We start from the raw sequence: 22,023 nt of genomic DNA, 5'->3' as shown, positions 1-22,023 counted from the left end.
ATGACGGCGGAGCAGAGCGTTGCCCTGGTAGGCGGGGCCGTCAATCTGGTGGTGACCATGGTGTCTGTGCTGATCGTGCCCGGCCTTATCGTCGGCCTGGTGGTCAGCATCTTTCAGGCCGCTACCCAGATCCAGGAGCAGACCCTCAGCTTCCTGCCCCGCTTCATCGTGACCCTGATGACCCTGATGTTTACCGGCAACTGGCTGTTGTCGCAGATCACCACTTTGTTTCATGAACTCTTCCTCAAGATCCCCGGGCTGATAGGATGAACTCGCTGCTGTCCCTCAGTGCGGCCGAGCTGACGGCTTGGTTGGGGCAGTGGTGGTGGCCCTTCATCCGCATCGCGACCGCCTTCTGGGTGATGCCCTTCTTCGGAGATGGCCGCGTCCCGCCCCAGGTGCGTCTGCTGCTCGCCTTTATTCTCAGCCTGCTGGTGGCCCCCATGATGCACGACCTGCCGGTGATCGATCCCTTCAGTGCAGGGGCAATCGTGCTGACCATCGAGCAACTGATGTTTGGCCTGCTGTTCGGACTCTGTGTCCAGATGCTGTTCATGATCCTGACCATGGCGGGGCAGATCCTCTCCATGCAGATGGGGTTGGCGATGGCGGTGATGAATGACCCCAGTAACGGGGATACGGCCCCCATCGTCAGCCAGCTGATGCTGATCTTCTGTACCCTGCTGTTTCTCGGGCTCAATGGTCATCTGGTGACACTGGATATCCTGGTGCAGGGGTTGCGCAGCTGGCCGCCCGGCTCTTCCCTGGATTTGCTCGACATCAAGGGGGTCGTCGGCCTGCTTGGCTGGTCGATCGGGGCGGCGCTCATTCTCACCCTGCCCGCTGTGGTCGCCATGTTGATGGTCAACCTTACCTTCGGGGTGATGAACCGTACCGCCCCTTCTCTCAATATATTTTCGCTTGGTTTTCCCATGACCCTGTTGCTGGGGCTGCTGACCATGGCGCTCTCCATTGGCGGCGTCCCCGCCCGTTACCTTGATCTGGTGACCTATGTGCTGGAACAACTGAAGGCGTTGACTCCCTCATGAGCCAGAGCAGTGCCCAGGACAAAACCGAAGAGGCCTCCGGCCAGAAACGGCAGAAAGCACGGGAAGAGGGGCAGATCGCCCGCTCCAAGGAGCTGAGCTCGGCAGGCTTGCTGCTGCTTGGCGGTCTGGTCATGCAGTGGATGGTGCCTGCCTTTGGCCAGTTTTTTGCACAGCTGATGCGCCAGCCCATTCGCTTCGACTGGCGGGGGGAGCGTAGCCCGGCGATGATGACCGAGTGGCTGGCACAGGCTTTGCTGAACATGCTCTGGGTGCTGCTGCCGCTGTTTGGGTTTCTTGCCCTGATGCTGATCCTGCTCAGCATAGTGCCGGGCGGCCTGGTGCTGACCTGGAAAAAACTGCTGCCAAGTGGCGAAAAGCTAAACCCGATCAAAGGATTGGGCAGGATGTTCTCCCATCACAGCCTGATGGAGCTGGTCAAATCCTTGCTCAAGATGCTGCTCATCGGCGGCACCCTGGCCATGATGTTGGAACACCAGTGGCCCCATTTGTTGATGATGAACCGGATGCCGCCCCAGCTGGCGATGGAGCAGGCGCTGCGGATCCTCTCCCAGGCCTTTATCCTGCTCGGCAGTGTACAACTGCTGATCGCGGTGCTGGATGTCCCCTACCAGAGCTGGTCCCTCAACAAGCAGCTGCGGATGACCAAGCAGGAGGTGAAGGACGAACACCGCAACAGCGAGGGGCGGCCCGAGATCAAAGCCAAGATCCGTCAGGTGCAGGGGATGCTGGCGCGCGCGCGCATCGAGCAGCGGGTGCCCCAGGCCGACGTGGTGATCGTCAACCCGACCCACTATGCGGTCGCCATCAAATATGATCCCGCCAGGGCCAATGCCCCCTTCGTGATTGCCAAGGGGGTCGACAGCATGGCAGCGCGGATCCGGGAAGTGGCCAAACAACACGACAAGACGGTGATGAGCCTGCCGGACCTGACCCGGGCCATCTATTACTCCACCCGGGTGGATCAGGAGGTTCCGGCCGGCCTGTTCACCGCCGTGGCCTATGTATTGAACCATGTATTGCAGCTGCGGGCCTATCAGGCAGGCAAGGGCAAGAAGCCAAGACCTCTTGCTCCCCTGCATGTGCCGCCCGAATTACGTCAACCTGAGAGGTAAGTTTTGAACTGGCGTATCTTGACCCAATCCTACACAGCCATCCCGCTGATGCTGTTGGCCATCCTGGCCATGATGATCCTGCCTCTGCCGGGCTGGCTGCTGGACGCCCTGTTCACGTTCAACATAGTGTTGGCTGTGCTGGTGCTGCTGGTCTCGGTATCGGCCCGCCGTCCGCTGGACTTCTCGGTCTTCCCGACCGTGTTGCTGGTGGCGACCCTGATGCGGCTGTCCCTCAACGTGGCCTCTACCCGTGTCGTGCTGCTCCATGGCCACGAGGGGGGAGATGCCGCCGGTAAGGTCATCCAGGCCTTCGGTGAAGTGGTGATCGGCGGCAACTATGTGGTCGGTCTGGTGGTGTTCGTTATCCTGATGATCATCAACTTCGTGGTGATCACCAAGGGGGGCGAGCGGATCTCGGAGGTGTCGGCCCGTTTCACCCTGGATGCCATGCCCGGCAAGCAGATGGCCATCGATGCGGATCTCAATGCCGGCATTCTGGATCAGCATCAGGCCAGGATCCGCCGCGAGGAGATCGCCCGCGAGGCGGACTTCTACGGTGCGATGGACGGTGCTTCCAAGTTTGTGCGCGGCGATGCCATCGCCGGCCTGCTGGTACTCATCATCAACCTGGTGGGCGGTCTGGCCATCGGTATCTTCCAGCATGCGCTGCCGGTGGGAGAGGCGTTCCAGCGCTTCGCCCTGCTGACCATTGGTGATGGTCTGGTGGCGCAGATCCCGTCCCTGCTGATGTCGACGGCTGCCGCCATCATAGTGACCCGGGTGAGCGATGAGGGTGAGATGTCGGAGCAGGTGGGACAGCAGGTGCTGGCGTCCCCCCGCGTCATCTATACCGCCGCCGCCATCATGCTGATCCTGGGTCTGGTGCCGGGCATGCCGATGCTGGCCTTCCTCAGCTTTGCTGCCGTGCTGGCCTGGACAGGCTGGAGTGTCAGCAAGCGCCGTGTGCAGCAACCGGATCTGGACGCCGTCCAGGAACTGAGTCGCCAGCTGACCCAGCCTGAACAGCAGGTACTGGACTGGAGCGATCTGCCGACCGTGGATGCGGTGGCCATCGAGCTGGGTTATCGCCTGGTGCCGCTGGCCGAGCAGGACAAGGGGGCCGAGTTGTTGGCCCGGGTGAGGGGCATTCGCAAGACCCTCTCCGAACAGTATGGCTTCCTGCTGCCGGAGATCCGGGTGCGGGACAACCTGCAGCTCCAGCCGGATCAATACCGCATCAAGCTCTCCGGCGTGTCGCTGGCCGGGGGCAATGTGGATTGCCAGCGGCTGATGGCCATCAGCAGCGGTGAGACCTATGGCTCTCTGGATGGTGAGCTGACCCAGGATCCTGCCTATGGCATGAGTGCGGTCTGGATCTCGCCGGAACAGAAGGCCAAGGCCCTCAACCTGGGTTATTCGGTGGTGGACTCGGCCACCGTGATCGCGACCCACGCCAGCAAGCTGCTGCGCGAGCAGCTCGATACCCTGTTTGGTCATGACGAGGTGGGCAAGCTGGGCCAGTTCCTGGCCAACCAGTCTCCCCGTCTCGCAGAGGAGCTGAATCAGGCGCTGACCCAGATGCAGCAGCTGCGGGTTTTCCGCCAGTTGCTCAAGGATCAGGTCAGCCTGTGCGATATCCGGACCATAGCGACCACCCTGCTCGACGCCAGCGAGCTGACCAAGGATCCGGTTCTGCTCGCCTCCGATGTGCGCTGCGCCCTGAAACGGCAGATCGTCCGCCAGTCGATCGGCGCGCGGGACGTGCTGGCTACCTTCACCCTCGACGATCGGCTGGAGCAGACCCTGCTGGCCGCCATGAACCAGGCCCAGCAGCAGGGCAAGATCCAGCTGGACAGCTTCCCGGTCGATCCCCAGCTGCTTGGCCAGTTGCAGCAAAACATGCCGTTGGTGAAGGAGCAGTTGCAGCAGCTGGGTCATGCCCCCGTATTGGTAGTCATGCCGCAATTGAGGCCATTAATGGCCCGATATGCCCGTTCTTTCGCCAAAGGCCTCAAAGTACTCTCATATAATGAGGTTCCCGAAGATTTAAGAGTCGAAGTAATAGGCACTCTTGGATAATTTATGTTCAGGAAGGGATTCCTGTGGGAAGTTTTTTTTCCGCATGCTTACTTGCTATGCAATTTAAAGAAGTTATTATGTGACAGCTTTTGACAATTTTCGTCGTGTTGAACACTAATATATCATTAGTGTCCGACACTGAATGGATTCGCCTCTTCCAGGCGCCTCATCCCTGAAAGGGTTGTCACAGGACAAGGGCAAACTGAACTGAAAAGTCAGGACGCAAAGCTACCGGTCTAACAGCAGTAATGCTTATGACAGCGGGGTTGCCAGACAGCCAATCATCTTGGTTATCATGGTTTTACTTTAATAACACGGTCCTTTTTTGGACTGTGGGTGCGCGTTTTGACGACTCATGCTTGGTTTATTGCTAAATCCATCAGCAAGGGTGTCTGACATTAATGAATGATAATAATATGCCCGTATTTGATGAAATACGGGAACATCATGTCTCGAACCTGCCTATTTTGTTAGTGCAGCCGGAATTTGCTGCAACTTGTCACACTGCAGACATATTGTCAGGGCATGGATATCCGGTAGTCAGGGTTAATTCAGTAAATAAGGTTGGCGATTTTGTTAATAAAAATCGCACGGGTCTCATCTTATTTGACATGGATGCCATGACGGAAGCTGGCCCCGGAATATTGAAATCGTTTGCCGGTGTTGATTCTATTATTCTGGTCAACGAGAACCAGGCCAATCTGGCTGCCGAAGCCATGTGTGCCGGCGCGATCGACTACATTGTCAAACCCTTCAGTGCCCAACAACTGCTGGAAACCATTCAGTGTGGCCTGCGCCTGCGCCAGAAGATCCCGAACCTGGTCGCCGTCTCGAACAAGAGCCTGCAGGTACTCCAGCTGGCACGGCGAGCGGCCAAGACCTGTGCCACCATCCTGATCGGCGGCGAGTCGGGCACAGGCAAGGAGTGCCTCGCCCGCTATATCCACGACATGTCCTGCCGGGCGGGCAAGCCCTTCGTCGCCATCAACTGTGCGGCAATCCCCGAAGCCATGCTGGAATCCATCCTGTTTGGTCACAACAAGGGGGCCTTCACCGGCGCCACCAGTGCCCAGCCCGGCAAGTTCGAGCTGGCCCAGGGGGGGACCCTGCTGCTGGACGAGATCTCCGAACTCTCCCTGCCCCTGCAAACCAAGCTGCTGCGCGTTCTGCAGGAGAAAGAGGTGGAGCGCCTCGGTAGCCACCAGACCATTTCCCTCGACGTGCGGATCATCGCCGCCAGCAACAAGGAACTGCGCACCCTGGTGGCGGAAGGACAGTTCCGCGAAGACCTCTTCTATCGGCTGGATGTGCTGCCCATCAGCTGGCCCGCCCTGCGTGAGCGGCCGGAAGATATCCTGCCGCTGGCCCGCTTTTTCATCGAGCAGCATGCCCCCGGTCAGGGCTACCGTCTGAGCGAGGCCGCCGCCCGGCAACTGGTTACTTATCAATGGCCTGGCAATGTGCGCGAGCTCGACAATGTCATCCAGCGTTCGTTGATCATGGCTCGGGGTTTGCATATACAGGCGATCGATTTGATGTTGCCCATCGATCAGCAGGATGACGAGAGTGCGCCTGTTGACCTGGTGGGGTCATGCGACGGGTTGAGCGAGACCCGCCGCAATGCGGAATTTCAATTCGTACTGGAAACCTTGCGTCGCTTTCGTGGCCATCGTACCCGTACCGCGGATGCGCTCGGGATGACGACCAGGGCATTGCGATACAAGCTGGCGGCAATGCGTGAGCAAGGCATTGATATCGAACGGCAGATTCAAGCAGAGGGATAAAGAGTGAAGATTGAAATGATGTCATCACAAGTAACACTACTGCAGCAGATGCAGGAGATGCAGCGTGTCGCCAGCCAGGCGCCTTCCATCGAGTCAAACGGCACGCCGGAAGTCTCCTTCAGCAACGCCATGCAGGATGTCATCGGTCGCGTCAACGAGCAGCAGAATGTCTCGTCCCGCTTGATGGCTGCTGTCGATACCGGCCAGAGCGATGATCTGGTGGGTGCCATGGTGGCGAGTCAAAAGGCCGGCCTCAGCTTTTCCGCCCTGATGCAGGTGCGCAACAAGTTGATGACCGGGTTTGACGACATCATGCGCATGCCGCTCTGAGGTAACAGATGACTGAACTCGTGACATCCAGGCCGGGGGAACAGGACGGCTCGCTGAAAGACAGGTTGCAAGAGGGATTGCGGCATTGGCGCAATCTATCCCGCGACAACAAATCCATTTTGACCATCGCGCTGCTGGCTGCCATCGTCGCCGGCACCATAGTGGTGATCCTCTGGACCTCCAGCAAGAATTACGTCCCGCTCTACGGCAAGCAGGAACTGTACGACACCGCCAACATCATGGAGATGCTGGAAAAGGAGCAGATACCGTTCCGGCTGGAGAAGAGCTCAGGGCAGATCCTGGTGCCTGAACACCAGCTGGCTCCTGTGCGCATGGCGCTGGCCGCGCGCGGGGTGCGTGCCGCCATGCCCGCCGGGCTGGAAGGGCTCAATGCGGTGACGGGTCTCGGCACCAGTGAATTCATGGAAGGGGCACGCTATCGCCATGCCCTGGAAGGGGAGCTGGCCAGAACCATCATCTCTCTCGATGCGATCCGCAGTGCTCGGGTACATCTGGCGATCCCCAAGCGGACCCTGTTCGTCGGTCGGGATGAAGAGAAGCCCAGCGCCTCCGTGATGCTGGATCTGCAGCCGGGCCAGTCCCTCGAGCCCGGTCAGGTCGAGGCCATCGCCAACCTGGTGGCGGGCAGCATCTCCGGCATGAAGCCCGGCGCCGTGACCGTGGTCGATCAGGCCGGCCAGCTGCTCAGTGCCGAGGTGGGCGACAAGGCCACGTTCGGCAAGCAGAGCGTGCAGCAGATGGAGTACACCCGCAAGCTGGAGCAATACATCCGTCAGCGGGCCAACGACATGCTGATCCCCATGCTGGGCAACGGCAACTTCCGGGTGCAGATCGCCGCGGATGTGAATTTCAATGCGGTGGAAGAGACCCAGCAGCAGCTCGATCCGTCCGGCGTGCTGACCCGTGAGTCCAGCAAGTCCGACAAGACCATCGACTCCCTGGCACTCGGCATTCCGGGGGCCCTCTCCAATCGTCCGCCGGAGACGACCGCCAATGCGGCCGAGGATGGCAAGGAGAAGGAGGCGCCCTCCAAGGGGGATGCGCGTACCGAGCGTCAGGAAGTCACCAAGCAGTACGAGAACAGCCGCACCATAGTACATACCCGCTATCAGCAGGGCCGGCTGGAGAAGATCAACGTCTCCGTGCTGCTTAACCAGCAGATTGCCCCCAAGGAGGGCTGGAATGCCGATCAGCTCGAGCAGATCCGCCAGATGGTGGAACGCGCCGTCGGTTTCGATCAGACGCGCGGTGACCAGATCAGCCTGCAGGTGTTCAGCTTCACCGGCGCCCCGGCGGTCACCATCCCCGAGTCCAGCTGGTGGGAAACCCCCTATTGGCAGGATTCCCTGCGCTATCTGGTTGGCGGTCTGCTGGGCCTGACACTGGTCTTCTTCGGCATCCGTCCTCTGGTCAAGCATCTGGTGCGTACCCAGCAGCCGGTCGATGAGACGGTGGAACAGGAAGAGGAGCAGGAACCGACCGTCGGTCTCGCCATGCGCCGCAGCGGCGATGAAGAGGATGAGGCGGCGACGGCCATGTCCAACAGCCTGATCCGCTCGGAAGGTGCCGGCCAGCCGCACTTCGCCGCCGTCGACATGGATTCGCTGCCCGAGCCTGGCTCGGAGCTGGAGGTCCAGCTCAAGCACCTCCAGCTGCTGGTTGAGAAGGACACCGCCAGAGTGGCGGAAGTGATCAGAACATGGGTGAGTGGCAATGAACAACGTTAACCTGAACCAGAATGCGGTCGATGTTGACATCGACGACCTCGAGAAGGCCGCCATCCTGCTGCTGAGCATGGGCACGGAGGCGGCCGCCAAGGTGATGCAGAAGCTCTCCCGGGACGAGGTGCAGCGCCTCATCTCCAAGATGGCGGGGCTGCCCGGCGTCAGCTCGATGGAAGCGCGCTGGACCCTGCAGCAGTTTTTCAACCAGTACCGCGAGCAGAGCGGTATCGGCAGTGCATCGCGGGAGTATCTGGAACAGACCCTGGATCTGGCCCTCGGCCAGTCTCTCTCCCGCAGCCTGCTCGACAGCCTGTATGGCGACGTGATGAGCCAGGATATCCAGCGTCTGCAGTGGGTGCCGGCCGACGTGCTGGCCCGCTTCTTTCGCAACGAGCACCCCCAGATGCAGGCGGTACTGCTGGCCTTCCTGCCACCCCAGACCGCCTCGGCCGTACTCGATGCCCTGCCGGGCTCGGTTCACGACGACCTGCTGGTCAGGGTCGCCGGCCTCAGCACGGTGAGCGAGCATGTGCTGGGCGAGCTGCGTCTGACTCTGGAGCGCTGCCTGGCCTATGTAGCCGATCAGGCCGGTGCCAAGGTCAACGGGGTTCGCCAGGTCGCCGATATTCTCAACCGTTATCAGGGGAACAAGGAGCAGATGCTCTCCCTGCTGCGCGAACACGATGGCGAGATGGCCATCGAGATCGAGAAGAACATGTTCGACTTCATGGCGTTGCGCCGCCAGAGCGACGAAACCCTGCAGCGTCTGGTACAGGAGCTGCCAAGCGAGCTGCTGGCCCTGGCGCTCAAGAATACCGAGGCCAGCTTCCGCAAGGTGGTGCTGGGCGCCATGCCCAAGCGGATGGCCCAGGCGCTCGACGACCAGATCCAGAATCAGGGCAGCGTCTCCCTGCGCAAGGTCGAACAGGCCCGCACCGAGGTCATGCAACTGGTGCGCGAACTGGTCGAGCAGGGCGAGATCGAGTTCATGTTGTTCGAAGAGCCCACGGTCAGCTAACAGGAGGCAACCATGAGTCACCATCTGCGCAAGTTGCAGCCTGGGGCGACCCGTCTGTACCGCTTTCCGGCCCTGGGCCAGAGTGGCGAAGAGGCCCAGAACCAGCAGGAACAGTTCGAATACGGCTATCAGCAGGGGCTGGAGCAGGGCCATGATGAAGGCTATCAGACCGGCTATCAGCAGGGCCTGACCAGCGGCCTGCAGGAGGGGGAGAGTCGGGGACTGCAACAGGGACAGACCCGGGGCTTTGCCCAGGGGCTGGCAGAGGGGCGTGCCGAGTTCGAGAAGGCGATGGCTCCCTTTGCCAAACTGCAGGAGCAGTGGAGCGCCCTGACCCAGGAGAAGATGCAGCAGCAGAAGGCGTTGATCGCCCAGCTGGTGGAGCAGGTGGCGAGGCGGGTCATCATGGCCGAGTTCACCCTCAACCCGCAGCAGGTGTTGCATCAGGTGGAACAGGCGCTGGCGACCCTGCCAGCCGATCCCGAAGAGCTGGTGATCTACCTCAACGAAGGGGATCGCGAACGTCTGCTGGAGCAGGGCGTGACCCGTTGCGAAGGGTGGCCCCTGCAGGTGGATCCGGCCCTGGCGGTGGGCGACGCCCGCATCGAGACCCGGGCTGCCGTGGTGGAAGTCAGTACCAGCACCCGTCTGACGGCCTGCATCGAGCAGGTCAACAGCTCGCTGAGCGTCACCCAGGATGCATGACGCTCTGCAGCGGGCGCTGACCTCGGCGCTCGACAACCTCGATGAGCTGCCCTCCTTTCGTCGTTATGGTCGCCTGGTGCGAGTCACCGGGCTGACCCTTGAAGTGGTGGGCTGCCAGCTGGTGATGGGGCAGCGTTGCCGGGTCAGCACGGCCGGCGGGGCTCCCTTGCTGGCCGAAGTAGTCGGCTTCAACCGCGACGTCTCTTTCCTGATGCCTCTTCAGCCGATTAGCGGTCTTTACTCCGGCGCCCGGGTCGAACCGGTCGAGGGGGAGGAGACGGTGCGCATCGGTTCCCATCTGCTGGGGCGGGTGCTCGATGGCCTGCTCCAGCCACTCGACGGTCGTCCCCTGCCCGAGGCGGGGGAGCCGGTTCCCCTGTTTGCCATGCCTCCGAACCCGCTGTTGCGGGTGCCGGTGCGCGAGCCCCTCGATGTGGGGATCCGTGCCATCAATGGCCTGCTGACGGTGGGCAAGGGCCAGCGCCTCGGCCTGTTTGCCGGCTCCGGGGTGGGCAAGAGCATGCTGCTCGGCATGATGACCCGCAACACGGCGGCGCAGATCGTGGTGGTGGGGCTGATTGGGGAGCGGGGCCGGGAGGTGCGCGAGTTCATCGAGCACAGTCTGGGGGCCGAAGGGCTGGCCAGGGCCGTGGTGATCGCCGCGCCGGCCGATCAGTCTCCCCTGATGCGGCTGCGGGCTGCCCAGCTCTGCCACCGGATCGCCGAATACTTCCGGGAGCAGGGGCAGGACGTGTTGCTGCTGATGGACTCCCTGACCCGATACGCCCAGGCCCAGCGCGAGATCGCGCTGGCGGTCGGGGAACCCCCCGCGACCCGCGGCTATCCCCCCTCAGTCTTTGGCATGCTGACCCAGCTGGTGGAGCGGGCCGGCAACGGCACCCATCCGGATGGCAGCCTCAGCGCCTTCTATACGGTGCTGGCGGAAGGGGACGATCAGCAGGATCCCGTGGTGGATGCCGCCCGGGCCATCCTGGATGGTCACATAGTGCTGACCCGCCGTCTGGCGGAGGAGGGGCACTATCCGGCCATCGATATCGGCGCCTCGGTCAGCCGGGTGATGCCCCAGGTGGTGCCGGGCGAGTGGCAGCAACTGGCGGTAACGCTGCGCCAGCTGTGGGGGCGCTATCAGCAGGTGCGCGAACTGCTGCCTCTGGGCGGCTACCAGCCCGGCGCCGATCCGCAGATGGATGAGGCGGTGCAGCGCTATCCGGCCATCGCCGCCTTCCTGCAACAGGGGCTTCATGAGGAAGTGCCCTTCCAGCAGGTGATGGCGGGCCTCAAGCAGGTGTTGGGACAGGGGTAAGTCGTCATGCTCAAGTCGTATCTTGGATTGCAACAGGATGAGCTGGAGAAGCTGGGTCAGGAGCGGCGGCGGCTGCGCGAGATTGCGTTGCAGGAAGAGCAACGGGCGCACAAGCTGCAGGAGGTGATCGCCGCCCTGCGTCCCGGTGCCGAGCCGTTTCATCCCCTGCTGTGGCAGAACCGTCAGCAGATGGATGGCCAGCTGCGCAAGATGCTCTCCCATCAGGTGCAGCAGTCGACTCTGGCCAGGATGGACCTGGATCATCATGAAGGGGTGATGCGACAGCAGGTGGGCCGGGTCAAGGGACTTGAGCTGCTGCTGGCGCGCCGGGCGGCGCAGGGGCAGCAACAGCAGGAGAAGCGGGATCAGCATCAGCTCGACGAGCTGGCCAGCCTGCGTTATCTCGCCAGGGGAGGCTGAGCACTCACATCAGGAAGGGTTGCTCAGTCGCGAAAATCGTCCGGTTGACCGTAGCCGGGCTCCTGGCCGAGCAGGGTCTGGATTGTCTCTATCTGTCCGGCCAGCAGGCGGCCGTTGAGTTCATTCTGGTGCAGGCAGCGTTTCAGGGAGTGCTCCAGCTGCTGCCACTGCGCGCCGACCTGGCGCTGCAGGTTGTCGGGCAGCTTGGCGATCAGTTTGGCCATCCCCTTTTCATCCGGTTTGAGCCCCAGCGCCATCAGATGCTGGCAGCGCTGCTGGGCCTGCAACTGCACCTGGGCCATCAGCCGGTTCTGCTGCTGGTTGTGGGTGGCAAGACTGTCCACGTCATGGGCTGCCAACAGGGCGTGCTGGCGCTGCAACACCTGCTCCAGCTCCTGATAGCGTCCGGTATCCTGCTGGATGCCGACGATCAGCTCACGTACCCGCTCCTTGGCTGTCAGGCTCATCGGCGGTGCATGTCCACAATGGCCTGGCTCAGGGCGTCCATGTCCAGTTCCAGGCGGCCTTCGCTGATGGCCTGGCGGATCTGGTTCACCTTGTCCATGTCCACATCCGAGGTGGTACTCAGGAGCGCACTGGCCTGGGTCACGGATTGCGCGGTGGCGCTGATTTTGGCATCGCTCCGGGGCTGGCTGGCCGGTGCCTGGGTCGCCGGTGCTTCCTGCTTGCGGGCCGCTTGGGGCTGGCTATAGAGCGGATCGGTGCGAGTAATCTTCATAATCTGGCTTCCTGATGGTCTTACCCTGAAATAGGCGACCCAAGTCACGCTGAACTTGAATCGAATCGTGGCGGAAGGTCAAAAACGGGTTTCCACTTCCCCCCGGCCGACGACCCAGGCCTGGATCACCTTGCCCGAGCGGCTGTTTCTGACCTTGATGGCATCCCCGATGGCCCCGTTTTCCAGCGCCTCGCCCCGGGTGGTGGCGGAGAAGGAGCCATCGCTGGCCCGGATCAGTACCCCTTGATCCTTCTCGATGGCCCAGGGTTTCTGCAAATCCAGCTCCCCCAGCAGATGGCCAGCCCTGAGATGGCGGCTGCTCTTGTAACCCTGCAGCGACTGGTTGGCGGGGATGAATCCCCGCTGCAGGCGGCTGACGTCCAGCTCCTGCACCAGCACGTCCGCTGCGGTGATCGGGACGTCGCGCTGGATGTCCTGCGCGGCCACCCAGACCGGCAGGGTCAGATTGACCTCCACCCGGCCCCGCAACTGCCAGCTCGGGCTCAGGCAGGTGATGAGATAGGGGCGGCGTCCCCAGGGCTGGCGATACTGACCGCCCGCCTGCAACTGCACCTGCTGCTCGCAGGGGGGGAGGTGGGCCACCGCCGACGAGAGCCAGACCTGATAGTCAGCGGTCGGGGTGGGCCAGCCTTGCTGCGTGACGTACTCCTCCAGCGTGGTACGGGCGTCCCGGATCAGGGCATCCTCCAGCTCATCAGCCAGAGTCTGGGCCGCGTGTGCATTAACGCTGCCGAGCAGCAGGAAGAGAGCGAGCCCGGATTTCCATGCAGGAAGTCTGGCTTCCACCTCTTGGTTGCCGGTTTGCCCCCGGACCGGCGCGAGGCCGCCCTTGGCGTGGATTGTCAGGATTGGCATGACTCTTGATAACACCCGCATCGGTCCGATTGATGGAAAAGGATAAAACATGAGCCTCTCGTTTGACCGCGCCCTTGGCGTGCACCCCTATGCGCTTGAAGTCAGAGCGGATCGCGCCCGTATTCTGGCTGGCAACCTGGCCAACGTGGATACCCCGGGGTATCTGGCGCGGGATGTGGATTATAAGACGATTTTGAACGGGGTCGCACGGCAAGTTGCGCGCGGTGACGAAAGCGCCGCCATCACTCAGGGCAGCATGGCCGACGAGATGCGTCACCCGCTATACCGCATTCCCTATCAGCCATCCATGGATGGCAACACGGCCGAACTGAGCGTTGAGCAGAGCAAGTTTGCCAACAACGCCACCGATTTCCAGACCAGCCTGACCTTTCTCAATATGAAAATCACCGGGATCGCCAAGGCGATCGAGGGACGTTAATCATGTCATTCAACAAGATCTATGACATCGCGGGCAGCGCCATGCGGGCTCAGACGGTACGACTCGACACCGTCGCCTCCAACCTGGCCAACGTCGACAGCGCTGCGAGCAGCGAAGAGAGCGCCTTCCGTGCGATCAAACCTGTCTTCTCCACCCTCTACCAGCGCGTTCAGGACGCTGAAGGACTGGGTGCGGCCCAGGTACAGGTCGCCGGCATAGTGCAGTCCGACCGCATGGTCGAGAAGCGCATGGAGCCCACCAACCCGCTCGCCGATGAAGATGGCTATGTCTACTACTCCAACGTCAACGTGGTGGAAGAGATGGCCGACATGATGAGCGCCTCCCGTGGCTTCGAGACCTCGGTCGAGGTGATCAACCGAGTCAACAGCATGCAGCAGGGGCTGCTGCGTCTTGGTCAGGGGGTCTAACCGATGAGCCTGCCACAAGTCAGCAATCTGGACAGTGCTCGGGGCAGCCAGCGCGCTGGCGCCACCCCGGAGATAGCCTCAAACAATGCGGGACAAACCGAGGGAAATCAGGGTTCCCAAGGCAGCCAGGGCGTTCAGCTGCGCAATGAATTTCTCCAGATGATGGTGGCCCAGATCCAGAACCAGGATCCGACCAATCCCCTCGACGGCGCCCAGTACGTCACCCAGCTGGCCCAGTTCAGCATGGTGGAGGGGGTCGAAGGGTTGAAGATCCTGCAGCAGCAGTCCATCGCCATGATGGACACCCAGCAGGTACTGCAGAGCACCGACCTTATCGACAAGGAAGTGATGGTACCCAGCGGTACGCTGGAGCTCTCCGAAGAGCAGGCGATCCGCGGCCAGATCGAACTGCCCAGCACAGCCAACCAGATCGAGCTCAAGGTGTTCGACGAGCATGGCCAGCAGGTGGCCAGCCAGAGCTGGGGCGAGAGCAAACCGGGGGCGATCGACTATGAGCTGCCCGCGCTGCCGCCCGGAAAGTACAGCTTCGAGGTCAAGGCATCCATGGATGGGGCCGCGGTCACTACCAAGAATTATGTTGCCAGCACAGTGGAACGCGTGTCGCTACCGGGAACGGGCGAGATCATGTTGCAGGTCGCCGGGGTGGGTGAAGTTCCCCTCTTCAGCGCAGTTCAGTTTGGCAAGTCGGCGTAACTAACAGAGGATTGAACCCGTGTCTTTCAATATCGGATTGAGCGGCCTGCGCGCCGTAAACCAGGAGCTGAGCGTCATCAGCAACAACGTGGCCAACGCCAGCACCGCCGGCTTCAAATCCAGCCGTGCCGAATTCGCCGCCATTTATGGCGGTGGCCAGGCAGGCGGGGTGGAGATGAACAACGTCTCCCAGAACTTCGAGCGCAACGGCGACCTGATGCGCACCGGGCGCGGACTGGATCTGGCCATCTCCGGCAGCGGTTTTTTCGTATTGAAAGAGGCCAACGGCCAGAGCTCCTACACCCGCGCCGGCATGTTCCAGCGTGATGCCAGCAACCATCTGGTGGCTGCCAACGGCGCCCGCCTGCAGGGTTATTCCACCAACGCGGCGGGCGAGTTGCAGGCCGGGGTGATCGGGGATATCCAGGTTCAGGCCGGCAGCTTGCCCGCCAAGGCCTCCGATACCCTGGAGTTCGTCGCCAACCTGAAGGCTGATGCCAGCGTGATCGACCCGACTGCCAACCCGTTCGATCCGGCCAAGAGCGAGAGCTACAGCTACTCCCAGACCAGCAAGGTCTACGACTCCCTCGGCAGCGAACACAGCGTGACCCAGTATTTCGTCAAGACAGGCGACAACAGCTGGACCGTGCATTACACCTTCGACGGCACCGATCTGAAGGCGCCGGTCGCGCTGACCTTCAACAAGGATGGTACCCTGGCCACGCCTACCGCCATGCCCAAGCTGGCCCTGACCCCGCCGGGTGCCAACCCCCTTGAGCTCACCGTCGACATCAGCAAGGTGAGCCAGTACGCATCCGACTTCAACGCGACCCGCAACCAGTCCAACGGCTATACCGCCGGGGATCTGACCGGCGTGCGGGTGGATGCCGATGGTGGCGTGTATGCCACCTTCACCAACGGGCAGAGCCTGTTGCAGGGGCAGGTGGTGATGGCCAACTTCGCCAACCCCAACGGCCTGCTGCAGACCAACAACACTACCTGGCAGCAGTCTTTCAGCTCCGGCCAGCCGGTGCTGGGCGTTCCCGGTTCGGGCACCCTGGGCAACCTGACTGCCGGTGCCTATGAGGGTTCCAACGTGGATCTGACCGGTGAACTGGTAAGCCTGATGACGTCCCAGCGCAATTATCAGGCCAACGCCAAGACCATCAGCTCCGCTGACAAGATGACCCAGGTCCTGTTCAACTCCTTCTAAGGCTGAACCGTGGAAAAGCTTATCTATACCGCCATGTCGGGGGCGCAACACACCCTGATGGCACAGCAGATCAGGGCCAACAACCTGGCCAACGTCAACACGGCCGGTTTTCGGGCCGACTTCGAGCGCGTCTCGGCTCTTGCCCTGACCGGCGACGGCTACCAGAGTCGCGTGATGGCGCGGGAAGAGCTGGCCGGTACCGACTTCAAGGCCGGTGTCCTGATGCAGACCGGTCGTCCGCTGGACGTGGCGATCCGTGGCGATGGCTTCTTCACCGTACAGTCCGCCGATGGCAAGGAGTCCTACACCCGGGCCGGCAACCTGACCCAGGATGCCGACGGCCTGCTCACCCTCAACGGTCGCCCCGTGCTGGGTGATGGCGGTGAGCTGGTGTTGCCCGCCTACCGCGACATCCACTTCGGCAAGGACGGTATCCTCAGCGTCACCCCGCCGGGGGGCGGTGCCCGCCTCGAAGTCGGCCGGCTCAAGCTGGTCAATCCGGACACCCGTGAACTGGTGAAGGGGCCGGACGGCCTGTTCCGCCAGCGTCAGGGCGAGGATGCCGAGATGAGTGACGAGGTGGTGATGGCCTCCGGATTTCTGGAAGGGGCCAACGTCAATGCCGTGGACGAACTGGTCAGCAGCATGGCGCTGACCCGCAACTTCGAGTTGCAGGTCAAGTTGATGAAGAGCGCCGATGATCAGGCCCGCCAGGGGGCACGCCTCATCTCGGGTCAAGGCTGATAGCCGGATTATTCCGGTCGTCGGGCAAGGGTCTGGCGGCCAGCAAACGAATGGAGAGACAAGATGCACGCAGCACTGTGGGTCGGCAAGACGGGTCTGGCCGCGCAAGATACCAAGATGGCCAGCATTTCCAACAACCTGGCCAACGTCAACACGGTCGGCTTCAAGCGCGATCGCGTGGCGTTTGAAGATCTGTTCTATCAGGTTCAGCGCCAACCAGGAGCCCAGCAGGATCAGCAGAACGAGGCCCCGATCGGCATCCAGATGGGCAATGGTGTGCGGGTGGTCGGCACCCAGAAGGTCTTCACCTCCGGCCAGTTCCAGAACACCAACCAGGAGCTGGACATGGCAGTCGTGGGGGCTGGCTTCTTCGGCGTTGAGCGCCCGGACGGCGAGACGGCCTATACCCGTAACGGCCAGTGGCACCGCAATGCCGATGGCCTGCTGGTCAACGCCGACGGCCTGCCGATGGTGCCGCAGATCGAGATCCCGGACAACGCCACCAAGGTGTCGATCGGTACGGACGGTACCGTCAGCGCCACCCTGCCGGGCCAGCAGGAGAACGTCGAACTGGGTCGCATCACCCTGACCAACTTCGCCAACCCGGCGGGTCTGGAAGCCCTCGGGGGGAACCTGTACCGTGCCACCGGTGCCTCCGGCGAGGCCATCGAAGGGGTGCCGGGCGAGGAGGCAATGGGAGCCATCAAGCAGTTCACCCTGGAGAGCTCCAACGTCAACGTGGTGGAGGAGATGGTCGACATGATCACTACCCAGCGTGCCTACGAGATGAACGCCAAGGTGGTCTCTGCGGCCGATCAGATGCTCAAGTTCGTGACCCAGGCGCTCTGATGATGGCGTTGCTGCGTTATATCTGGCTGGTACTGCTGCTGGGGGGCTGTGCCACCTATGAACTGAAGGCGCCCGAGCCCGGTGACGAGAAGTGGGCCCCTTCCCGATCCAAGATGATCGCCAACGTCCAGGGTGAAGACGGCGGGCTCTACCGTGGCGACTACATGATGACCCTGTTCCAGGATCGCCGCGCTTACCGGGTGGGCGACATCCTGACCGTGATGCTGGAGGAGCGGACCCAGTCCAGCAAGAAGGCCAACACCAGCATGAGCAAGAACAGCAGCATGAATGTGCCTGCCCCTTCCATCGGTGGTACCTTGCGGCCGGACTGGGGGGCCAGCGTCAGTGCCGATCGGGATTTCGATGGCGGCGCCACCTCCAGCCAGCAGAATACCCTGGCGGGGGCCATCACGGTGACGGTGGCGGATGTCTACCCCAACGGGGTGCTCGAGATCCGCGGCGAGAAGTGGATCCGCCTCAACCAGGGGGATGAATATATCCGCCTCGGGGGCATGGTGCGGGTGGAAGACATCGACCAGAGCAACCGCATCTCTTCCCAGCGCATCGCCGACGCCAGGATCACCTATGCCGGACGCGGTGCCCTGGCCGACAGCAACCAGATGGGCTGGCTGGCGAGGTTCTTCAGCTCGGCCTTTGCGCCATTTTGAGGTTTGACATGAAAAAGTGGTTTATTCCCCTGATTTGTCTCTGCCTGCCCTGGCTGGCCCAGGCGGCTGCACCGGCGCCGGCCAAGCGGCCGTTGCTGGACATCGCCGATGTGCAGGGGATGCGTACCAACCAGCTGGTGGGTTACGGCCTGGTGGTCGGCCTGTCCGGTACCGGTGACAAGGGGCAGGTCAAGTTCACCGGCCAGTCGATGACCAACATGCTCAAGCAGTTCGGGGTCCAGCTGCCGGAAGACATAGATCCCAAGCTCAAGAACGTGGCGGCGGTCTCGGTACAGGCCACCCTGCCGGCGCTGGCGGGCAAGGGGCAGCTGGTGGACGTGACCGTCACGTCCATCGGTGATGCCAAGAGCCTGCGCGGGGGCTCCCTGCTGCTGACGCCGCTGCGGGGCATTGACGGCGAAGTTTATGCGGTCGCCCAGGGCAACCTGGTGGTGGCCGGGGTCAAGGCGGAAGGCCAGTCCGGCTCGTCGGTGACCATCAATGTGCCGACCGCAGGCATCATCCCCAACGGGGCCACCATAGAGCGGGAGGTGAAGAGCAGCTTCACCGAGAAGCCGGAGGTGACCCTCAACCTGCATCAGCCGAACTTCAAGACGGCCCGTAACGTCGAGCGTGCCATCAACCAGCAGCTGGGGCAGGTCGCCCGGGCGGTGAGTGCGGGGCGCATCCAGGTGATGGCCCCCAAGGACGAGAGCCAGCGGGTCTCCTTCATGGCCCTGCTGCAGGATATCCAGGTCGATACGGGCAAAGAGCGTCCCCGGGTGGTGTTCAACAGCCGAACCGGTACCGTGGTGATGGGGCAGGGGGTCAAGGTGCGCAAGGCTGCTGTCAGCCATGGTAGCCTGACGGTGACCATAGGCGAGAGCAAGACGGTCAGCCAGCCCAATGCCTTCTCCAACGGCCAGACTACTACCACGCCCAACTCCCGGGTGCAGGTCGATCGGGAACGCAAGAACATGTTTGTCTGGCCGGAAGGCACCTCCCTCGAGGTGATCGTGAAGGCAGTCAACTCCCTTGGCGCCACGCCGGATGACATCATGGCAATTCTGCAGGCGCTGGACGAAGCGGGTGCTCTCGAAGGGGAGTTGGTGGTTATTTAAGGATTCATATGACCAGAATTACGAGCGAGCCTGGCTTCTATCAGGATCTCAACGAACTTCAGCAGATCAAAAGCAATCCGGACCAGCGGGCCGCCCTCGAGGCGGCCGCAGGCCAATTCGAGGTGAGCTTTCTGCAAACCGTACTCAAGCACATGCGTTCGGCCAGTGATGCCATGCAGGATGAAGAGGACAAGCTGATCAAGGGAGAGAGCCTCTACCGCGACATGTACGACAGCCAGCTGGCCATGAGCATGGTCAAGCGCGGCGGTCTGGGGCTCAAGGAACATATGGTCAGCCAGTTGGGGGGCGCGCTAAAGAATGTCGAGCCCGTGGTCGCTTCAGACTCCCAGACCCTGGCTGCATTCAGCCAGCCTCTGAATTCGGCAAAAATGAAGAAGGTTGACTGATGTCACTGATCAATATCGGTTTTAGCGGTTTGAGCGCGGCCCAAATAGCCCTCAACGTTTCCGCCCAGAATATTGCCAACGTCGATACCGCCGGCTACAGCCGCCAGGAGGCCACCATGGGCACTCTGGCCGGTTTCGGCCGCATGGACAACGGCATGGGAGTGGTGGTCAACGGTGTTCGACGGATAACCGATGCCTACATGGTGACCCAGCACTGGCGTGGCATGTCTGCCGTCGGTTCCTCCCTCTCTCATTACCAGTACATCAACACCGCCGAGCAGTTGCTGGGCAGCGAGTCGATGAACATCTCCAAGGGGTTGGACAGCTTCTTCTCGGCCCTGAGTGCCGCGGTGGACAGCCCGGAAACCCCGGCGCAGCGCAGCCAGATTGTCAGCTCGGCGGGTGCCCTGATCAACCGCTTCGGCCAGCTCAACGAGAGTCTGCTGACCCAGGAGAAGCAGATCGACGACCAGCTGGGCAGCTCGGTCAAGCAGGTCAACAGCTACCTGAACCAGGTTGCCGAACTCAACCAGCAGATCGCCGATCAGCAGAGCAAGGGGGTCAACACCTCGGCCCTCGAAGACAGCCGGGATCAGGTGGTGCGCGAACTCTCCGGTCTGGTGGAAGTGCGGGTCAACCGCCAGGGCGATGGCTCCTATGCCCTCAGCTTGCCGCAAGGTCAGCCGCTGGTGGTGGGAGGCAGCGCCAGCCGCCTCGCACTGACCGGCGACAAGCTCAAGCTGGATTTTGCCGGACAAACCTTCGAGATCCCCTCCCTGCAAGGGGGAAGCCTGGCGGGCATCCTCGATTATCGTGCCAACACCCTGCGCCCGATGCGGGACGAGATCGGCCAGATCGCCAAGCAGCTGGCGGATGATTTCAACAAGGTGCAGATCGCCGGGGTGGATTTGAACGGCAAGCCGGGCAAGGCGATGTTCGTCTATGACCCGCTGGATCCTGCCGGGACCCTGCGTCTGGCCGATGGCTTCACCGGTTCGGATCTGGCCTTCGCCAAGACCGGCGGGGCGGGGGACAACAGCAACCTGCAGGATATGCTGACCATCAAGGACGCCCAGTACGACGCCTACAGCTCCCTGCTGGGGGACCTGGCGGTCAAGAGCGGTCAGGCCAAGGCCACCATGGAGGCGGACGCCAACATGGAGAAGCAGCTGGCTCGCAACCTCAGCAGCGTCAGTGGCGTCAACCTGGATGAAGAGGGGATGAAGATCATGTCCTACACCCAGCTCTACCAGGCCAATGCCAAGGTGATCAGCACCGCCGACCAGCTGTTCGGCTCCATCCTCAGCCTGTTCTAAGGAGCATCGTCATGCGCGTGAGTACCAACCAGATCCAGCTTGGCATGCTCGACAACCTGCAACGGGGACTGGGGGACTATGCCCGCCTCGATCGCCAGATCGCCAGCAACAAGCGGATTCTGCAGCCGTCCGACGATCCGGTCGGCAGCGTGCGCCTGCTGGGGTTGCACAAGGAACAGAGTGCGATGGAGCAGTACCAGAAGAACATCGCCAACGCCAAGAGCCAGCTCTCCCAGGGGGAGATCCAGCTCGACAGCATGACCAATATGCTGATGCGCCTGCGGGATCTGACCCAGATGGCGGCCACCGGCTCCATGTCCGATGAGGACCGCCGGGCCGCCGCCAGCGAGATGGCCATCATCAAGGATGGCCTGCTGGATCTGGCCAACGCGCGCAACGAGAGTGGCTCCAGCCTGTTTGCCGGCAGCCAGGTGAACAACACCACCATAGTGAAAGAGGCCGATGGCAGCTACAGCTACAAGGGTGATGGCCTGGTGCGCGAGGTGACTATCGCCAAGGGGGTCACCATAGGGTTGAACCAGACCGCCGACAAGCTGTTCATCGATGATGGCGACTTCTTCAAGCAGCTCGATGAGACGGTGGCGGCGCTGGAGAGCGGTGCCCCGGATGCGGGAGAGAAAGCGGGTGCCATGCTGGATCGCAGTGCCACCCTGCAGGATGACATCAGCGACATGGTGAGTAATATAGGCGCCCGCATGAACTTGCTCGATCAGGTCGATGAAGGTCATGAAGAGAAGGGCATCTACAGCAAGGAACTCAGCAACCAGATTGAGTCCCTTGACTATGCCAGTGCGGTGACCAAGCAGGCTCATGTCCTGATGGCATTGCAAGTACAGCAGCAGGCGTTTGTCAAAGTGAACGGGCTCAGCCTGTTCAACTACATGCCGTAACAAGTGAGAAA

At 61.9% G+C, this 22,023-nt stretch carries 25 protein-coding genes and 1 riboswitch; of the genes, 22 read left to right on the top strand and 3 right to left on the bottom strand.

Translation table 11 applies throughout. The features are described 5' to 3' along the window. The 11 genes from fliQ (at window position 1) to lfiJ (ending at window position 11,587) form a co-directional block, all read left to right on the top strand. On the top strand, window positions 1-270 hold the full coding sequence (gene fliQ, locus LA321_RS04675; protein WP_042025053.1) for a flagellar biosynthesis protein FliQ: 270 nt from the start codon (window positions 1-3) through the stop codon (window positions 268-270). Then, the gene (lfiR, locus tag LA321_RS04670; RefSeq protein WP_026456146.1) at window positions 267-1,049 is read left to right on the top strand and encodes a lateral flagellar biosynthetic protein LfiR; all 783 of its coding nucleotides are present in this window, start codon (window positions 267-269) and stop codon (window positions 1,047-1,049) included. The genes fliQ and lfiR overlap by 4 nt, the downstream gene beginning before the upstream one ends. Further along, complete coding sequence (flhB, locus tag LA321_RS04665) at window positions 1,046-2,182, top strand: flagellar biosynthesis protein FlhB (protein ID WP_042070869.1); 1,137 nt, start codon at window positions 1,046-1,048, stop codon at window positions 2,180-2,182. The genes lfiR and flhB overlap by 4 nt, the downstream gene beginning before the upstream one ends. A gap of 3 nt (window positions 2,183-2,185) precedes the next feature. Further along, window positions 2,186-4,261 carry a lateral flagellar biosynthesis protein LfhA gene (gene lfhA, locus LA321_RS04660; RefSeq protein WP_042070867.1) on the top strand — a complete coding sequence of 692 codons (2,076 nt, stop codon included), beginning with the start codon at window positions 2,186-2,188 and terminating at the stop codon, window positions 4,259-4,261. 186 nt (window positions 4,262-4,447) lie between these two features. After that, window positions 4,448-4,535, top strand: a riboswitch (cyclic di-GMP riboswitch). Window positions 4,536-4,677: 142 nt separating this feature from the next. After that, complete coding sequence (locus LA321_RS04655) at window positions 4,678-6,045, top strand: sigma-54-dependent transcriptional regulator (RefSeq protein ID WP_042070865.1); 1,368 nt, start codon at window positions 4,678-4,680, stop codon at window positions 6,043-6,045. A gap of 3 nt (window positions 6,046-6,048) precedes the next feature. Then, window positions 6,049-6,375, top strand: a complete 327-nt coding sequence (lfiE, locus tag LA321_RS04650; RefSeq protein ID WP_026457266.1) for a lateral flagellar hook-basal body complex protein LfiE — start codon at window positions 6,049-6,051, stop codon at window positions 6,373-6,375. A 77-nt stretch (window positions 6,376-6,452) separates the two neighbouring features. After that, window positions 6,453-8,123, top strand: coding sequence for a lateral flagellar M-ring protein FliFL (gene fliFL / locus LA321_RS04645; RefSeq protein ID WP_042025058.1), 1,671 nt, complete (start codon window positions 6,453-6,455; stop codon window positions 8,121-8,123). Beyond that, window positions 8,110-9,138: a lateral flagellar motor switch protein FliGL gene (gene fliGL / locus LA321_RS04640; RefSeq protein ID WP_042070863.1), complete on the top strand. Its 1,029-nt coding sequence runs from the start codon at window positions 8,110-8,112 to the stop codon at window positions 9,136-9,138. Before fliFL ends, fliGL begins: the two co-directional genes overlap by 14 nt. A 12-nt stretch (window positions 9,139-9,150) precedes the next feature. Next, window positions 9,151-9,843: a lateral flagellar assembly protein FliH gene (gene lfiH, locus LA321_RS04635; protein ID WP_026458388.1), complete on the top strand. Its 693-nt coding sequence runs from the start codon at window positions 9,151-9,153 to the stop codon at window positions 9,841-9,843. Further along, a complete protein-coding gene (gene lfiI, locus LA321_RS04630; protein ID WP_042025061.1) occupies window positions 9,836-11,167 on the top strand; it encodes a lateral flagellar FliI-like assembly ATPase LfiI in 1,332 nt (443 codons plus the stop codon). Before lfiH ends, lfiI begins: the two co-directional genes overlap by 8 nt. Window positions 11,168-11,173: 6 nt before the next feature. Then, window positions 11,174-11,587 (top strand): lateral flagellar protein LfiJ, encoded by a 414-nt coding sequence (gene lfiJ, locus LA321_RS04625; RefSeq protein ID WP_026458465.1) that lies wholly within the window; start codon window positions 11,174-11,176, stop codon window positions 11,585-11,587. Window positions 11,588-11,610: 23 nt separating this feature from the next. Here lfiJ and lfgN read toward each other — a convergent pair whose 3' ends face one another. From lfgN to flgA, 3 genes are all read right to left on the bottom strand, one after another. Next, window positions 11,611-12,054, bottom strand: a complete 444-nt coding sequence (lfgN, locus tag LA321_RS04620) for a lateral flagellar protein LfgN (protein WP_042070861.1) — start codon at window positions 12,052-12,054, stop codon at window positions 11,611-11,613. Continuing rightward, complete coding sequence (gene flgM, locus LA321_RS04615; RefSeq protein WP_026458467.1) at window positions 12,051-12,326, bottom strand: flagellar biosynthesis anti-sigma factor FlgM; 276 nt, start codon at window positions 12,324-12,326, stop codon at window positions 12,051-12,053. The genes lfgN and flgM overlap by 4 nt, the downstream gene beginning before the upstream one ends. A 78-nt stretch (window positions 12,327-12,404) precedes the next feature. Continuing rightward, window positions 12,405-13,202 (bottom strand): flagellar basal body P-ring formation chaperone FlgA, encoded by a 798-nt coding sequence (gene flgA, locus LA321_RS04610; protein ID WP_052445728.1) that lies wholly within the window; start codon window positions 13,200-13,202, stop codon window positions 12,405-12,407. A 49-nt stretch (window positions 13,203-13,251) separates the two neighbouring features. Here flgA and lfgB point away from each other — a divergent pair, with 49 nt between their 5' ends. The 11 genes from lfgB to lfgL all read left to right on the top strand — a co-directional run bounded on the left by lfgB (window position 13,252) and on the right by lfgL (window position 22,012). After that, on the top strand, window positions 13,252-13,641 hold the full coding sequence (gene lfgB / locus LA321_RS04605) for a lateral flagellar basal body rod protein LfgB (protein ID WP_026457765.1): 390 nt from the start codon (window positions 13,252-13,254) through the stop codon (window positions 13,639-13,641). 2 nt (window positions 13,642-13,643) lie between these two features. Beyond that, a complete protein-coding gene (gene flgCL / locus LA321_RS04600; RefSeq protein ID WP_042025062.1) occupies window positions 13,644-14,069 on the top strand; it encodes a lateral flagellar basal body rod protein FlgCL in 426 nt (141 codons plus the stop codon). Window positions 14,070-14,072: 3 nt separating this feature from the next. Next, complete coding sequence (locus tag LA321_RS04595) at window positions 14,073-14,783, top strand: flagellar hook assembly protein FlgD (RefSeq protein ID WP_042070859.1); 711 nt, start codon at window positions 14,073-14,075, stop codon at window positions 14,781-14,783. Window positions 14,784-14,802: 19 nt separating this feature from the next. Further along, complete coding sequence (gene flgEL / locus LA321_RS04590) at window positions 14,803-15,996, top strand: lateral flagellar hook protein FlgEL (protein ID WP_042070857.1); 1,194 nt, start codon at window positions 14,803-14,805, stop codon at window positions 15,994-15,996. Window positions 15,997-16,005: 9 nt separating this feature from the next. Beyond that, on the top strand, window positions 16,006-16,740 hold the full coding sequence (gene lfgF / locus LA321_RS04585) for a lateral flagellar basal-body rod protein LfgF (protein ID WP_042070855.1): 735 nt from the start codon (window positions 16,006-16,008) through the stop codon (window positions 16,738-16,740). 63 nt (window positions 16,741-16,803) lie between these two features. Continuing rightward, a complete protein-coding gene (gene lfgG, locus LA321_RS04580) occupies window positions 16,804-17,589 on the top strand; it encodes a lateral flagellar basal-body rod protein LfgG (protein ID WP_026456968.1) in 786 nt (261 codons plus the stop codon). Further along, the gene (flgH, locus tag LA321_RS04575) at window positions 17,589-18,257 is read left to right on the top strand and encodes a flagellar basal body L-ring protein FlgH (RefSeq protein WP_042025065.1); all 669 of its coding nucleotides are present in this window, start codon (window positions 17,589-17,591) and stop codon (window positions 18,255-18,257) included. The genes lfgG and flgH overlap by 1 nt, the downstream gene beginning before the upstream one ends. 8 nt (window positions 18,258-18,265) lie before the next feature. Then, a complete protein-coding gene (gene fgIL / locus LA321_RS04570; protein WP_026456966.1) occupies window positions 18,266-19,378 on the top strand; it encodes a lateral flagellar basal body P-ring FlgIL in 1,113 nt (370 codons plus the stop codon). 8 nt (window positions 19,379-19,386) lie between these two features. Further along, a complete protein-coding gene (locus tag LA321_RS04565) occupies window positions 19,387-19,785 on the top strand; it encodes a rod-binding protein (protein WP_042070853.1) in 399 nt (132 codons plus the stop codon). Further along, window positions 19,785-21,101, top strand: a complete 1,317-nt coding sequence (gene flgK, locus LA321_RS04560) for a flagellar hook-associated protein FlgK (RefSeq protein ID WP_042070851.1) — start codon at window positions 19,785-19,787, stop codon at window positions 21,099-21,101. The genes LA321_RS04565 and flgK overlap by 1 nt, the downstream gene beginning before the upstream one ends. An 11-nt stretch (window positions 21,102-21,112) precedes the next feature. After that, window positions 21,113-22,012 (top strand): lateral flagellar hook-associated protein LfgL, encoded by a 900-nt coding sequence (gene lfgL, locus LA321_RS04555; RefSeq protein ID WP_026456963.1) that lies wholly within the window; start codon window positions 21,113-21,115, stop codon window positions 22,010-22,012. Window positions 22,013-22,023: the final 11 nt, after the last annotated feature.

The organism is Aeromonas enteropelogenes, assembly GCF_020097295.1.
In the GTDB taxonomy this organism is placed as follows: Bacteria; Pseudomonadota; Gammaproteobacteria; order Enterobacterales; family Aeromonadaceae; genus Aeromonas; species Aeromonas enteropelogenes.
The sequence above is the reverse complement of the archived record's forward strand: the minus strand, read 5'-3'. Positions and strand labels throughout refer to the sequence as shown.

Coding starts and splice junctions, on each gene's coding strand:
- flgH (WP_042025065.1), top strand. CDS start 17,589: ATGATGGCGTTGCTGCGTTATATCTGGCTGGTACTGCTGCTGGGGGGC.
- flgM (WP_026458467.1), bottom strand. CDS start 12,326: ATGAAGATTACTCGCACCGATCCGCTCTATAGCCAGCCCCAAGCGGCC.
- fgIL (WP_026456966.1), top strand. CDS start 18,266: ATGAAAAAGTGGTTTATTCCCCTGATTTGTCTCTGCCTGCCCTGGCTG.
- flgCL (WP_042025062.1), top strand. CDS start 13,644: ATGTCATTCAACAAGATCTATGACATCGCGGGCAGCGCCATGCGGGCT.
- lfiR (WP_026456146.1), top strand. CDS start 267: ATGAACTCGCTGCTGTCCCTCAGTGCGGCCGAGCTGACGGCTTGGTTG.
- lfiJ (WP_026458465.1), top strand. CDS start 11,174: ATGCTCAAGTCGTATCTTGGATTGCAACAGGATGAGCTGGAGAAGCTG.
- lfgG (WP_026456968.1), top strand. CDS start 16,804: ATGCACGCAGCACTGTGGGTCGGCAAGACGGGTCTGGCCGCGCAAGAT.
- lfgN (WP_042070861.1), bottom strand. CDS start 12,054: ATGAGCCTGACAGCCAAGGAGCGGGTACGTGAGCTGATCGTCGGCATC.
- lfiI (WP_042025061.1), top strand. CDS start 9,836: ATGCATGACGCTCTGCAGCGGGCGCTGACCTCGGCGCTCGACAACCTC.
- lfgL (WP_026456963.1), top strand. CDS start 21,113: ATGCGCGTGAGTACCAACCAGATCCAGCTTGGCATGCTCGACAACCTG.
- LA321_RS04565 (WP_042070853.1), top strand. CDS start 19,387: ATGACCAGAATTACGAGCGAGCCTGGCTTCTATCAGGATCTCAACGAA.
- lfgB (WP_026457765.1), top strand. CDS start 13,252: ATGAGCCTCTCGTTTGACCGCGCCCTTGGCGTGCACCCCTATGCGCTT.
- flhB (WP_042070869.1), top strand. CDS start 1,046: ATGAGCCAGAGCAGTGCCCAGGACAAAACCGAAGAGGCCTCCGGCCAG.
- LA321_RS04595 (WP_042070859.1), top strand. CDS start 14,073: ATGAGCCTGCCACAAGTCAGCAATCTGGACAGTGCTCGGGGCAGCCAG.
- LA321_RS04655 (WP_042070865.1), top strand. CDS start 4,678: ATGCCCGTATTTGATGAAATACGGGAACATCATGTCTCGAACCTGCCT.
- fliQ (WP_042025053.1), top strand. CDS start 1: ATGACGGCGGAGCAGAGCGTTGCCCTGGTAGGCGGGGCCGTCAATCTG.
- lfiH (WP_026458388.1), top strand. CDS start 9,151: ATGAGTCACCATCTGCGCAAGTTGCAGCCTGGGGCGACCCGTCTGTAC.
- fliGL (WP_042070863.1), top strand. CDS start 8,110: ATGAACAACGTTAACCTGAACCAGAATGCGGTCGATGTTGACATCGAC.
- flgA (WP_052445728.1), bottom strand. CDS start 13,202: ATGCCAATCCTGACAATCCACGCCAAGGGCGGCCTCGCGCCGGTCCGG.
- flgK (WP_042070851.1), top strand. CDS start 19,785: ATGTCACTGATCAATATCGGTTTTAGCGGTTTGAGCGCGGCCCAAATA.